Origin of the sequence: Streptosporangium sandarakinum, assembly GCF_013409935.1 — a bacterium.
Classification (GTDB): Bacteria; Actinomycetota; Actinomycetes; order Streptosporangiales; family Streptosporangiaceae; genus Streptosporangium; species Streptosporangium nondiastaticum.
On the sequence record NZ_JACCCO010000002.1, the window covers coordinates 672,261 to 687,023 of the forward strand.

Genomic DNA, 14,763 nt, shown 5'->3' on the forward strand with positions numbered 1-14,763 from the left:
CCGCATGGTCACTCCGTCCTGTCTCCGCGTCCGCCGATGAGCGCGGCCAGCTCCCCGGGGTCCCAGCCCCCCACGTCCCGCGCGTCCCAGCCGGCCGCGGCGTACGCCTCGTTCCGCCTGTGCGCCTCGTCGTCGTCACCGGCTAGCACGACCGCGACGTTGGCCGACGGCCAGGCCAGCTCCGCCTGCCATGCCTGCTCGCCCAGCTCGAACCCGACGTCACCGGAGGCGGGGGCGGGCACGCCGAGCCGGGCCAGTTCCCGGGCGAGTTCGGCCAGGCCGGGCTCCTCCGGATCCAGCAGGTCGTAGACCTTCTCCCAGCGCGGGTCGGGCCCCGCGATCACCTCCTCCGGCGCGGCCGGCTTCGGTACGGCCGGCTTCGGTACGACGCGTGTCCCGGAGTCGTCCGATGCGGGCCGTACGACCCGCATCGGGACCGTCTCCGCCTCGTCCGCCTCGTCCTGCTCGTCCGCCGGGTCGTCCGCGGGCAGGAGGCTGAGGACCGCCCGGACGCCCGCTCCCCCGGCCACGGCGAGCAGTGAGGGATCGAAGGCGTCCAGGTCGCTGAGCGCGAGCTGGCCGCCGTCCCCTCCCCCGGCGTCCAGGAACTGCAGCACGTTGCCCCAGTGGAGCCAGGCCGCCCAGCGGCGCCGGTGGCCCTCCTCGTCGGCCCGGATCGTCTCGTCGGTGTCGTCGATCACGGCGAACGCCGTCACGACCAGGCCGCCGCGCGAGTCGGCCACCACGGCGACCGGGCAGCCGGAGTGGTCCACGGCGCGCGCGGTCGTGATGCCGCCCTGGCCTTGAGCCCCGGCGGGCAGCGGCTCTCCGCGGAGCGCGGCCGTCAGCCGTTCCGGCACCCCGTCCGGGCCGGAGGTGCTCCTCTCCGCCTGCGTGAGCAGCCCGCCGGCGGCGGCTCCGGCGCGGTGCAGCCACAGGTCGAGGTCCGGCTCCCGCAGGAATTCGAGCAGGGCGTCGACGGGGTTGGCCCACACCGTGCGGACCAGCTCCTCGGGGTCGCGGTCGCCGGTGAACATGCGGTAGAGCTGCCGGGCGGCGGCCTGGGCGTTGCCCAGGTAGGGGGCGCGGGCCGGCTCGCCCCTGCCGAGGGGGGCGTGCCCCCGCTTCTCCCAGTCGTCGAGGTCGTCCCAGGTGAGCTGGAAGACGGGACGGCCGTGCGCGCGCAGCACGGCGCGCTTCGCGGCGTCGCCCGCCAGCCGGTTCTTCTGCGGCGACGCGTGGTAGTTGTAGCCGTCGAGGTAGACGGCGACCTCCAGCGGCGCGTCGTCCAGACGGCGGAACAGCACGTCGGGGCGGGTGCCCTTGATGGTGTTCTGCAGGATCATCTGCCAGTGCACGATCGAGCCGTCGGCGGCCTCGACGCGCAGGTCGGCGGTCTTCTTGCCGCCCACGACGCCGCCCCGGCCCAGCGTGCCGGGGGTGTCGGCCCGCCGCGCCCAGGCGTCGAGCCCGCCGAGGAAACGGGCTTCCAGCTCGCTCTCCACCTGGTCCCACAGGGAGATGGCGCCGGTGGTGGCGACCGTTGCGGTGCCCCAGTCGTCGAGCAGCTCCCGCAGCATGATGAGCGCCTCGGCCCGGCTGACCTTGTCGTACCTGTTGCCCGGCACGTGGGCGAGCAGGCAGCGGTGGCAGGCCGCCTTGACCGTGTTCTCCCCGCAGGAGCACCCGGCCACGATCTCCAGCGCGGCCTCCAGCACCCGGCGGAACCCCTCGTCGGTGGAGAGGCGGTGGAGGTAGCCGGTGCCGCCCGGCAGCGTGTCGTGCAGGACGAGGAAACGGCGCCGCCGCCCGGTCTCCTGGTCGGGCATGGTGGCCGTGACGACGGCGAGGTGCGCGGGGTCGCCGCCGTACTCGGCCGCCACCCCGGCCATCAGCGCGGCCTCGAACGAGGCCATCCGCTCCTCGATCAGCAGCGTGGCGACCGGCAGCAGGATGCGCAGCGCCTCGGTGCGCAGCTCGTGCGCGAGGATCAGCCTGACGTGTTCGGCGTCGTGGGCGGAGCGCCGGTGGACGCACCAGGGCCGGTGGTGCCTGCGCGCCGGGTCGGCGAGGGAGGTGGCGGTCAGCGCGGCCTGGGCGGCGGACTGCGGTGGCCCGTCCACCGTCGTGCCGCCGCAGGCGGGGCAGGTGTGGAAGGGGTTGAGCCGGACGTCCTCCCCGGCGAACCTGTCGGTCGCCGGCCGGTCGTAGCGGGTGGTGCCGAGGTTGAAGCGCCGGATGACCGCCTTGCGGGTGAAGTCGACGCCGAAGACCGCCTTCTTGTGCCGCCACGACCCGGGCGCGATGTCCTCCGGCGCGATGTCCACCGCGACGGCCGTCTCGTAGTAGCGGCGCTGCCGGTCCTCGTGGTCGTCGCGGATCTGGGCGTCGTCGCGGCGGTCGTGCGCGGTCACCCGGGTCGGGCGCAGCACGCCGTACAGCGAGTCCAGCTCTCCGATGTCCCGGCCGCCGCAGCGCGGGCACGGGGCGGTGTCCTTCTCCGCGAGGGTGGTCCGGACGTGGCCGCAGTCGGGGCAGACCCGCCACTGCTCCCACGCCTGCCGCGACGGGGTGCCGATGTCCAGGCCGGTCACGCGGTGCTGGTAGCCGCGCATGTAGAAGGAGTTGCCGGGGGCGAGCTCGGTGAGGGCCAGCCGGGCCGGGCGCTGGTATTCCCTGACCTCGCTGTGGTAGCGCTTGCCGCCCTCGACCTCCTCCTCCCAGGTGATCGTCGCCTCCAGCGCGGTGGTGGAGTCGATCAGGGAGTAGTTCGGCAGCAGGCCCAGCTCGACGAGCGCGCCCTGGGCGTTCTGCCGGCCGATCTCACCGATGCGCCTGGCCACGGCCCGCCGTTCGGCGGTCAGCGCCCGCTTCTGGGCGCGCTGCCCGGGGTCCGACTCCAGCAGCGCCTCGATCGCGGCGTCGATGGCGTCGAGCCGTTCCCGCAGGTCCGTCAGCCGCTGCCCCCACGTCCGCCTCGCCTCGTCCACGACCCGCGCCAGGTCCTCGGTGGCGAACCGCCGCAGGTCCCCGGCGGCCTCCGGGTTCACCGAGTCGCCGAACAGCCCGAGGAAGCCCTCGGCGAGGGCGGCGCCGTCCGCGAGCGCGGCGGCGGTGAACCCGGTCATCCAGCCCGTCTCCCCGAACAGCGCCGACGCCAGCCGTGGCAGCGGCGGCACACCGCCGAGGCGGCCCCGGGCGCAGAGGTCGACGAGGTGGGCGACGTACTGGCGGCGCAGGATCTCCACCGCCGACAGGTAGCTGCCCGGCGGAATGATCTCCCCCGCGATCATGTCGCGCGGCTCGTTGAGGAAGTACAGGTCGCGCGGGGACCGGCCGACCATGGTGACCAGGAACGCGTTGCCGGTACGGCGGCCCGCGCGGCCGGCCCGCTGCACGTAACTCGCCGGGCCGGGCGGCAGGGACGCCAGGATCACCGCCGACAGGTCACCGATGTCGATGCCCAGCTCCAGGGTGGGCGTGCAGGCCAGCGTGTTCGGGTCGTTGTAGCGGGTGCCGTCGCGGAAGCGCTGCTCGACCTGTTCGCGCTGCCTGCGGGTCAGCGCGCCGGTGTGCTCGGCGGTGACCACCCGGAACGCGCCCCGGCCGCCCCGGGCGAGGTACAGGTCGCGGTAGTAGTCGAGCCGGTGGTCCTGGGTGCCGCGGTCGGTCAGCCGGCCGTGGCAGCGGTAGCGCGGGCAGGGCTGGCCGTACCAGTCGTCGAACAGCAGCGGGTGGACGGTCTGGACCCAGGCGCACGTGTCGCAGCCGATCCCGGCGTCGTTGACCTGGGAGTCGGTGAGGAGACGGACCTGGATGTGGCCGGGCTGCAGGCCGTACACCCGGGTCGCGCCGTCCTCGGCGGTCCGTACGGAGATCACGCCCTCTCCGGCGAGCAGCGGCAGCAGCCGGGAGAGGTACTCCCCCGAGGCGCCCCGGCCGAGGCCGAGGCAGCGGGTGGTCCAGTCCTGGTACCAGCCCTGCTCGGCGTCGATCCGGTCGAACTCCGACCTGCGCTTCTGCCGGTCGAGGAGGAACGCCGGCGCGGACAGCCCCTTGGGGAAGGCGGGCATCCCCTCCGGACGCCTGCCCCAGATCGCGCCGTACCTGCTGGTCCCGGCGTTGCCGATCCACCGGTCGAGCCAGAGATGCTTGATCGCTCCGCTGCGGCGCAGCCGCTCCAGCAGGCCCCGGACGTAGACGAGGTAGCGGTCGTCGGCGGCCAGCTCGATCATCCCGGCCATGCCGGTGTGCGCGTCCCTGGCGAGGGCGGCGATCTTCTCCGGGTCGGCCAGCACGACCTCGGCGGCGGCCGTGCGGGTCAGCTCCAGCGTGCGGCCCTGCCGGGAGCGCAGACCCAGCTCCATGACGGTCGCGAAGGCCAGCCGCTCCCCGATGAGGTCCCACGCCGTCTTGGAACCGGTGGTCTCCTGCGCTAGGATCGCGTCGATCTCCGGCCGGTCGTGCAGGTCGGGCGGGACGACGGCGGGCAGCACGTCCGCCTCGCTGGCCGCCGCGGCCAGGTCGGCCATCAGGTCGTTGAGCAGCGTCGGCGTCTCGGGGTCGAGCCGACCGGCCAGCAGCCGGCGCAGCGAGAACGCGTACGACCGGTTCGCCACGAACCCGGCCCGGTGGGCGGCGTCCTGCACCGAGTCGTTGAACAGCAGCGTCTTGCGCTGCTCGACCTCAAGCTGGTTGCCCGCGAAGAGCTGGGTGACGGTCACCGCCGCCAGCGAGGCGAGCCCGGAGCCCAGGAAGCGGATGCCCTGGTCCACCCGGCAGGCCGGGCAGCGGTCCTGCTCGGCGGCGTTGTTCGCCTCCGGCCTGGTGTCCAGGTCGGTCAGGACGAACACGATGCCCTCCCGGCCGTATTCGTCCCTGGCGGGGTCGAGCGGCCGGACCCGGTCGGATTCGAGGATCGCGAGGTTCTGCACCCGCCCCTCGGCCTCGCTCCGGGTGGCCAGGATCAGCGGCCGGACGCGCTTCTTCTCCGACCCGACGGCGGCGCGGTAGATCCGCTCCGGGCTGGTGACCAGCTCCGCCGGGTCGCGTTCCGGGGAGAGCGCCGCCCAGCCGGACCGCCCGCAGTGGCGGCAGTACACCGAGGGCAGCAGGCTCTTGCCCATCACGTTGAACGTCGAGTCGGTGTCCAGCACGGGCAGCTCGCCGATCCAGGCGAAGGCCGGGGTGTGGTCGACCAGCCGCATCAGCCGGGAGACGGCCCGCACCCAGACGTGGGTCTCGATGTGCAGGAACGGCCTGCGGGGGTCCTCCGGGTCGCGGGCGTGCGACAGCAGCGCCACGAACCTCGCCAGCGCGGTGGCGGCCTGCGCGGGCGAGTTGCGGATGGCGGTGCCCCAGCCGTAGGCGCCCCGGCGCGGCAGCAGCTCCAGCATCTCCGCCGGTGTCTTCGGGCCGTCGCCGAGCAGGTCCAGCACGGCCTGGGTGAGGATGTGCTCCTTCAGCACCGCGCCCAGCGCCTGCGGGTCGAGGCCGTTGCGCCCGGTGACCGCCGCGGCGACCAGGTCCATCGCGCCCGGGTCGCGCAGCGGGTCTGGAAGGCCGGAGAGGTCCTGCACGTCGGGCAGCGGCAGCGTCACGTCGATGTCGCCGACGAACTCCTCGGCGGCGAGCCGGTCCTCCCCGACCACGGCGTCCTCGGGGAACGGCGTGCCGAAGACCTGCTCGGCGACCCGGCGGACGGCGGTGCCGGCGGCCCCGCCGTCCTTTCCGCGGCTCTCGCCGAGGGTGGCGGAGGTCGCGACCGGGCAGATGCCGCCGAGCGGGCTGCCCGGCCGGGCATGACCCGTCGCGGCGGCCAGGCGGCGCAGCAGCATCGCCACGTCGGTGCCCTGCGCGCCGTCGTAGGTGTGGAACTCGTCGACCACGACGTACGCCAGCGCCGCGTCCCGCCACAGCGGCAGGTCGTCGGCGCGCTGGAGCAGCAGGTCGAGCATCTTGTAGTTGGTGATGAGGACGTCCGGCGGGTTGCGGCGGATCTCCGCCCGCTGCGTCATCACCTTCTGATAGCCGGTCTCGGGGGTGTCGCCGATGTAGAGGGCGGCGGTCACGTCGTGCAGGTCCTGGTGGAGCAGGTAGTCGTTGATCCGGTGCGCCTGGTCGGTGGCCAGCGCGTTCATCGGGTAGAGCAGCACGGCCTTCACCCCGTGCCGGCCGTTCGCCCGCTCCCTGCGGCAGTGGTCGAGCACCGGGACGAGGAACGACTCGGTCTTGCCGGAGCCGGTGCCGGTGGTGATCAGCGTCGGCTCGGCCGCCTTATCCAGCGTGCTGAGCCGCCGGAAGGCCGCCGCCTGGTGCCGGTACGGTGTCCAGTCGCCGGGCGGCGCCCACTCCAGGACGTCGCGCCACCCTGGTTCCGCCACCCGGAACGGCGTGCGGATCCGCAGGTAGGGGCCGCGGAAGATGCCCTGCTCGGGGTGGTTGAGAAACCGCTCCAGGGCCTTGCGGACGGGTTGCTCCGCCAGGGCGAAGGTGGTCGTGAGGTACTGCGTCAGACTCCGCCGCAACTCATCGGCGGCCAGCGTCGGTCTCACCCGACCTCCAGGTGGGGTCGTACGGCCCGCCGGCACCCGGACGTGGCCCGTGCCCGCGACACCGTCTGATCAGGATTGAGGAGGGCCGCGCCCGGCCGGAACGGGGTGACGGCGGCGGTTCCCGTCATGACGCGCCATCCGCATCGGGGGCGGCCGGCGACTGCCAGCCGGAGCGGCGGAGCCGCTCGGAGAAGACGGCGTGCGCCTGGCGGTACTCGGCCTCGCGGTCGGCCTTGTAGAAGGGGGCGGTGTAGCCGTCGGGGACGGGGCCGTTGACCTCGGGGTCTAGGTGGGCCATGAGCTGCTCGAAGTGCTGCTTGGTCTGGCCGTGACCAAAGGCGTTGAAGTTCTCGGCGATCTTCCGACCGTCGGCATCGAACCACATCGCGCTCTCGTAGGTGAGCATCTGCGGGAAACGGGAGCGGTAGAGCGCGATCAGTTCTTCGGCGTCGATGTCGAGCATGAGGGCGACCAGGGCGTCCAGTTCGACGAGGGCTGCCCGACGGGCACGCTCGGTTCGCAGCGGAGTGCTCCAGCCCCAGGCCGGACCGGCCTCGCCAAGAGGCGGAAGCCCTGGCCAGTCAGCCGCCCAGGAGTCCTGAGCCCAAGAATCGTCGTAGAGCTCGGACCAGAGATCCGCGTAGGCATTGGTCAGGCAGTTCAGGCGAAGCGTACGAAGCAGGAGCGCTTCGGCCAAAGGATGCTCTGAATCTGGTGCAGGCATCGTTTTGGCATCCGCAACGTCTAGGTGGGATCGTCCAGTAACCCGGAGAAGATAATCCACCGGCAGTGATGCCCAAAAGCCAGCAGTAAGTGCCGTCTCTCTATTCGTTCGCAGCGCCATGCTTCGCACGCCATGAATGTGAGCAGGGCCGGGCGGCATAAGCGCAGCAAAAAGGCTTTGTGCAGTGTTATTGGGAATCATGGCCCGCCAAAATACTCGATAAAACTCGGTATATCGACGACTTTTCAATTCTTGCCACTAACTCCCGGACCGCTCGACCGGAACAGTTTTATTCCCCTGGAGATCAGTCGACTTCCCGTAGACAAACCAGCGATCCTGAGCTTGCTCATAGCGCTCCAGCGCGGTGGCTCGCCGATAGTCGGTGGCGGGAATTGCGTCCACCTCAAGCAAGGTAAGATCGACTGGTCGATCGGTATGTAAGGTGTTTGGCGGCTGCTTGGCGAAGGGTGTGGCGCCAGTGAATTGCGGGCCCCGAATAATCACCTTTCCCCAGCTATCAGGATGACTGGTCTCCCACGCTATAAGACCGTTTTTCTTGGCATTCGCCTCGTCGTAACCACGGCTGATCCGCGGCTCCAGGCCACCAAGGCGGCGCTTCACCCGAGAGAGTGCGGTGATCGCATCCTGCTCTGCCGTGGTCACCGGATATAGCAACTTGGTTTGCTCGACAAGGGAATCGATTTCACCGGTCAGTAGACGCCAATCAGTAAGCACCTTCTCATTCACTAGGACCAGCCGATCCCTGTGCGGTCGAAGATCCCAGTAGCCGTTATGCTTGATGCCTGGGCGCTCTCCCGATCCGTCATGGTCGAATGACTCCAGCAGAGGGGTCGGATCGAAGAGCCAGCTCACATGAGCGAAGCTGATTTCCTGAGCAGGCCCATAGATTTGCACGCCATACATCTTGTTCCAGTCAATGTCAGCGAAAAGCAGCCGCCGATTTTGGAAGTGTGCGTGCAGCCGCAAATGTCGGTAAGCGGCGGCACGAAGCTGGCCTTCCTGGGAACCGGTGAAGTGACTGTCGGGGTGGATGAGCGCGGAAATTCCATGGAGACCGAGATTGCGCCATGTCCGGATCATGAAGGCCCGGTAGAGGTTCGGCTGCGTCCCGACCAAAAGGTCATAGACCGCCTGAGAGCCGAAGACGGCAACCGCGCCGACGTTGGCTGTCAGTTCGGCGAGGAAGTACGCCCGATCACGGCTCCCTGAAAGAGCTGCTTCTTTGTGACGGTTCCACTCCGACACCGCTGGCTTGTCGGTCAACTCGAACCACGGCTCCAGCTCCGCCAGAACCGGAGCCTCCTCCCAGCGAGGCCGATACCACGGCGGGTTGCCGACCTGGAGGTCGAAGCCACCCTTATCGAAGACCTGGGCGAACTGAAGCTCCCAGTGGAAGAACCCCTGCCGCTCGGCGATGTCCTCGACGACGTCGAACCAGGGGAATCGCTCCAGGAGCCGATTCGCCGAGTCCATGCCCATCCACGCCGGAAGCTCGTCCTCGTACACCTCCAGGTCCGCCAGGGAGGCGAAGCTCTCCACCAGCGAGTCGGCGGGGATGTCGGCGCGGCCCAGCATCGCCTCGGCGAAGTCGAGCCAGTCGTCCAGGTTCGCCAGCGGGATGATCGGGCGCAGCGGCTCGAAGACCGGGCTGGGCCTGCGGCCGACGCTGCGGCGGGACTCGCGGGCGAAGCCGTCCAGGCTCGTCTGCTTGGGCAGGCCGAGGTCGAACAGCGACTCCGTCTCCCAGTTCTCCCCGAAGCCGGTCGCCTTCACAGGCTCCACAGACTCCACGGCCTTCGCGGACTCGGCCGACTTCGTGGCCCCCTCGGCGGGCTCGGGCCGTACCTCTCCCCGCTCGGCCGGAGATACACCGTCTGATCCGTAGTCAGAGGGTTTATCAGCGGCGTGGCGCGTGTAGACGTCGGCGGTGCCGTCCAGCAGGCCCGCGCGGTCGAGCGGCCAGAACCACAGCGCGCACCAGGCGTCCATGACCTTCTTCAGCCGCCAGTACGGCGTGCCCGGCGCGACCAGGTCGCCGTAGACCTTCTCCTTCCGCACGGCGTCGGCGGGCTGGTCGATCCAGTCGGCGCCCCAGACGTCGATCCGGCGGCTGATCTCCCGCTCGGAGATGGTCAGGCGCTGGACGACGAGGTCCCACAGGTACTCGGCCCGCCCGGAGAGCGCCTGGAGCCGCTGGAGCTGGGAGGACTTCCGGCCGCCGGACTTCTTGTCGGAGACCTTGGCGCGCATCCGCCTACGCCAGTCGCCCAGTTGCTTGGCCTCGGCCGGGGCCAGCTCGCGGGCCTCCTTGGCCCCGGCGACCGCGCCCCAGCCCTCGGCGGGCAGCAGGAAGTGGTGGACCTTGCCCTTGGGCAGCGGGCCGGCCGAGAACGGCAGGTCCTCGGGGGCCTCCTTCAGCCAGGCGCCCTTGGTCAGCGACGCCGGGCCGTACACGCGGCGGCCCGCGCCGATGAGCGAGTTGCCGCGCCGCAGGTGCAGGCCGAACCAGGGAGCCCGCAGGCCGGGGTACATGACGTTGAGCCAGACGGAGACCTCGGCCAGTTCGATGGCGGTCTCGTTGAGGTCGACGCCGTAGGAGTTGTGCAGCGCGACGTACGCCTTGACCTTCTGCAGCTCGTCCTCGTAGCGGTCCGGGTCGATCCGGACGTCGAGCTCCTTCTGGCGGCGGCGGAGATACTCGGCGGCCACCTGGTTGACGGCCTCGTTGAGGAACGCGCCCGACCCCAGGGCGGGCTCGCAGATCTTCCACTCCAGGATCTCGCGCGCCGGGGTGACCGTACCGTCCTGGTCGAGGCGGTGCTGCAGGGCGAGCTGGACGGTGACCTTCGTCAGCGACTCGGGCGTGTAGTAGGAGGCGCTGGTCTCCCGGTCGCGGCCGGCGAGGCGGTAGACGAACGCGCCCTCCCGGTAGCGGACGTACTCGCCGGTCCGGTTGCCGTCCTCGTCGACGGCGGGCACGAACACGCTCTCGGGGTAGTCGTCCACCTTGGACGCGGGGATCATCCACGAGCCGTCCTTGGGGTCGCCGTTCTTGGCGACCTCGTACAGCTCCTCGGCGGCGATGAACCCGGTGTAGGACATCAGGCCCTCGTAGACCGCGCCGAGCTGGTTGATGCCGAGCTGGGCGTAGGAGATGAAGCCACCGCGCTCCTTGCGCCGGCCCCGGGTGAGCATGAGCAGCCGCAGCACCCGGTGCAGGGTCGCGTTGCGCAGCCGGGTGTCGATCCTCGGCGCGTCCGGGTCGTCCTCGTCGTATCCGGGCACGACCAGCGCCTCGCGGCCGATGAGCCCGGTGTGCCGGGAGTCGAACAGGTCGGCGCGCAGCGGCTCGAACCGGAGCCCCTCACCGCGTGATCCGTCGCCCTCCTTCCCGGCCACGGTCTCCGGCGCGTCCGGCGCGTCCGCCGTCTCGTCCCCGTCGTCGTCGCCGGTGTCCAGATCGCCGCCGTTGACCAGGCGGAACAGCAGGTCGAGCGACTCGTACAGGTGGAAGCCGTCGCGGGACTCCTCCCCGGTCAGGTCGCGCACCACGAGGTCGCCGAGCCGGGCGAGGCTGTAGCCCCGGCCGTAGTCCTCGTCGTCGGTCGGCAGGATGCCCAGCTCCGGCCGGGCCTCGGCGTACAGCAGGAACAGGATGCGGTAGAGGTAACGCAGCGCCTCGCGGCCCAGCTCCTTGGCGAGGGCGCCCGGCTCCATGACGTCCTCGGGGCGGACCTGTCGGACGGTGCCGTCGTCCAGCGGCATCTCGGCCTGGCGGATCCGGTCGAGCACCTCGTTGGCGATGAGTTCGACGGACTGCTGCAGCCCCTTGCGGAGCTCGGTGGAGACGCCGACCGCGTGGTTGCGGGAGTTGGTGAGCAGCTCGGCCAACGGCTCGGAGCCGCCCTCCTCGGGGGGCAGCAGGGAGTCGGCGCCGAACAGCGCGGCGACGACCTCCAGCTCGGCGGGGTTGTTGCGGCCCAGCGCCACATCGAGGCTGACCGCGAGGTAGCGGCCCTCGCCCCAGGTGGCCCGGTCGGCCAGGATGACCACACCGCCGGCGAGGATCAGCACGTATCGCGGCGGCTCGTCGCCCGCGAACAGCCAGGACGCCAATCTGGCGCCGGAGGTGATCCGTTCGTTCCCGTCGAGCTGAACAGGCTCCAGCAGCCGCCCGGCCAGGTCCTCGTCGAGGGCGGCGTCCACGTCGGCGGCCCAGCCGCACTCGACGGCGACCAGGTGCTGGTCGGCGCGGGCCACCGGGACGGTGTACTCCCGGCCCGCCCGCTCCACGGTCAGCTCGCGCGGTGTCTCGGCGAACCCGAGGGCTTTCAGCGTCTCGCCGTGCAGCTCGGTCAGCTTCTTGCGCCACTCGGCGCGCTCGTCGGGGTCGGCGGGCTCGCCCGCGCGCAGCCGGGCGTCGAAGTCGGCGAAGAGCGGCCGGTCTGCGAAGTACGGCCTGCCCAGCGCCCGCAGGCCCCGGCGCGGGGTGACCTCTCCCGCCTTCTCCCGCTCGTTCCAGCGGGAGAGCAGGCCGCCGGACCTCTTCAGGTCCTTGGGCAACACCTCCGCCAGGTAGTGGGCCGAGAAGTAGTCGCCGCGGTTGACGATGGAGTCGAAGCTCACCGGTGCCCGTCCTGCTGGGTCGTGCCGGAGTCCGGCGTGGCGGGGATCAGCACGGCGAGGATCCGCAGCAGCGGCTCGCCGGTGGTCTTAAGGGATTCGAGGAGCCGCCGCTGCTCGTCGGCGGTCTCGCGCACGCCGGCCTTCTTCCGGCCGACCTGGGAGACGTGCAGGCCGTCGAGGGTAAGCTGCTCCCAGTCGGCCAGCCGCTCGCGGTACTTCTCCAGCGGCGCGGTGACCTCGGCGTCGTAGTGGGCGCGGCTCTCCTCCAGGTGGGCGCGGGCGACGGCGACGGCGGGCCGTACCATCCGCTGGAGCGGTTCGAGGTCCGGCTTCAGGCCGGTGTTGACCATGCCGGGGCCGACCCCGGCCGCCGCGAGCACCTCGACCATCGACCGGTCCTGTACGGCGAGCGCCCCGGGCGGGCCGCTGACCGCCATCCACTCCACGACCGTGGGCCGGCCGCGGCGGTTGGAGTAGATCCCCTGGATCAGGAAGGTCGGCTCGGTCACGCCGGCGATGACGACGGGGGCCCGCTGGCGACCGAGCTGCACGAGGACCTTGTCGGTCAGCCACTCGACGAGGGGGTGCAGGTCGGACAGGTAGGTGATGTCGGGCCACATGGTCTTGGTCCGGCGGGCCTCGTCGAGCTTGCGCCGGGCCAGGGCGCGGTCGAAGGTGACCTTCATCCGCCTGCGGACGTCGTGGGTGCGCAGGTACGAGGACGGAAGCGCCGACAGGCGGTGCACGAGGTCCTTCGGCGGGTCGAAGGCGAGCATCTCGCCGTCGTCCTCCAGGCCGGGCAGGAGGCCCAGCGTGTCGATCGCCTCGCGGGCGAACGCCTCGGTGCCGGTGAAGAGCCGCGGCACGTCCGCCCGGGGCGGCTCGGCGGCCTGGTGGCCCCCCTGCTGACCGCCGGTGGGGTTGTCGCCGAGCAGGTCGGCGAGGAAGGGGTCTCCCGCCTGTGATTCGAGCGACTCCTCCACCGTCCGGCCGGCGAGGAGGTCCTGTACGAGGCGGCGCTCCTCGCGTTCGGCGCGGTACTCCCCGGTGACGGCCTCGGCGGTGCCGAAGTGCCGGTGGGCCGTGTCCTCCTTGTCCAGGAGCTTCTCGGCGACCGTACGGTCGTCCTTGGCGCCCTCGACCTCGGAGGTGAGGATCAGCGCGGTGAATCGGGGCTCGTGCTGCTGGCCGTAGCGGTCGATGCGGCCGTTGCGCTGCTCGATACGGATCAGGCTCCACGGCACGTCGTAGTGGATGAGCTGGTGGCATTGGCGGTGCAGGTTGACGCCCTCGGAGGCGACGTCACCGGTGAACAGGATCCGGATCTTGCTGTCGGCGAGCGAGAAGCGCTCGACGATCTCCTGCTGCTGGATGTCGGACAGCCCGCCGTGCATGATCTCCACGGCGTCGCCGGACAATCCGAGCCGCGCGGGCACGGTCCGCTTCAGCCACTTCAGGGTGGGGACGCTCTCGGAGAACACCACCACCCGGGTGTCGCCGCGCGGGCCGACGCCGATCTCCCCGAGCCGGGCGACCAGAGCGCGGAGCTTGGCGGAGTCGTCGTCGCCGACCCGCGCCGCCAGGTCCGCGAGGACCTTCAATCCCTCGATCTCACGGCTCTCCGTGGCCTTCTTCAATCTGTTGCCGACCGTGGCGGCCAGGGCGACGTGCGAGGAGAGGAACGACTTGAGCAGCGTGTAGGGGAAGAGCCGGTTCTTGGCGTCGACCACCGGGCCGCCCTCCCGGGCGTCGCCGGCCAGCCAGACCCGGGTCAGCTCCTCGAAGATCCTCTCCTCGGCTTCGGTCGCGGCGCAGTGCAGCGGGACGGAGGGTCCGCGGTCGGGCCATTTGCTCCCCATCTGGTCGCGGACCTCGGGGTTGACCTTCGTGCGGCGGATGTAGAGGTGGGCGATGTCCTCGGCCGAGTATCTGGTGTCGTCGGCGATCGCGGCCGGGTCGAGCATGCGGATCAGCTCGGCGAAGGACTTGCTCTCGCCGTTGTGCGGGGTGGCACTGGCCAGCAGCAGCGCGTCGGTGTTGCGGGCCAGCAGCCTGGCGAGGCGGTTGCGGAAGCTCTTCTCGCCGATGAGGTTGTGCGACTCGTCGATGACGACCGCGTCCCAGTGGATCTTCTCCAGGTGCTGGCCGTACTTGCCGACGTTCTTGAGGGTGTCGATCGAGACGATGACCCGCTTGTAGTAGGTGAACGGGTTGCGGCCCGCCGGGATCTCCCGCTGGATCCGCTCGATGCCGACCGAGTCGAGGCGGACCAGCGGGATGGAGAAGCGGGTCCACAGCTCGTGCTGGAACTGCTCCAGTACCTGCTGCGGGGTGACCACGAGGATCCGGTCGCCGCGGCCGCGGCGGATCAGCTCGGCCAGGATGAGGCCGATCTCCAGTGTCTTGCCCAGGCCGACGACGTCGGCGAGCAGGATGCGCGGGCGCAGGCCGTCGAGCGCCAGCTGGGCCGGCCGCCGCTGGTAGGGCAGCGGGTCCAGCAGGAAGCGGTCGGCCAGGGCGAGCCCCTTCTCCGTCTGCGGCAGCGGTGTCCTGCGCAGCACCGCTTCGAGGAAGAGGCGACTTTTGGCGAACCGGGAGGTGTCGTCGTGCTCCAGGACGGTGTCCTCGGGGCGCATCAGCGTGACGCGCTCGATCGCGGTGAAGAAGACCGCGTCCTCGTCGCGGACGAACTCCGAGGCGCCGACCGCGGTGATGCGGGTCCCGCCCGGTCTCCCCGGTCTGATGGGTTCGGCGGGACCGCAGGTGCGGACGATCCACTCCGCGTCGCGGACCTCGATCCGGGCACCGGGGGGGTACGGCGTCTGGGGCACGGTTCTC

At 71.0% G+C, this 14,763-nt stretch carries 4 protein-coding genes; all 4 read right to left on the reverse strand.

All coding sequences use genetic code 11. From position 1 onward, the window contains the following. Positions 1-8: 8 nt before the first annotated feature. Positions 9-6,554, reverse strand: a complete 6,546-nt coding sequence (locus HDA43_RS21620) for a DEAD/DEAH box helicase (protein WP_179824567.1) — start codon at positions 6,552-6,554, stop codon at positions 9-11. A 124-nt stretch (positions 6,555-6,678) separates the two neighbouring features. Further along, complete coding sequence (locus tag HDA43_RS34450; RefSeq protein ID WP_218912349.1) at positions 6,679-7,251, reverse strand: hypothetical protein; 573 nt, start codon at positions 7,249-7,251, stop codon at positions 6,679-6,681. A gap of 285 nt (positions 7,252-7,536) precedes the next feature. Then, a complete protein-coding gene (locus HDA43_RS21625; RefSeq protein ID WP_218912350.1) occupies positions 7,537-11,925 on the reverse strand; it encodes a class I SAM-dependent DNA methyltransferase in 4,389 nt (1,462 codons plus the stop codon). Further along, positions 11,922-14,756, reverse strand: a complete 2,835-nt coding sequence (locus HDA43_RS21630) for a DEAD/DEAH box helicase (protein ID WP_179824569.1) — start codon at positions 14,754-14,756, stop codon at positions 11,922-11,924. Before HDA43_RS21630 ends, HDA43_RS21625 begins: the two co-directional genes overlap by 4 nt. Between the last annotated feature and the right edge of the window lie 7 nt (positions 14,757-14,763).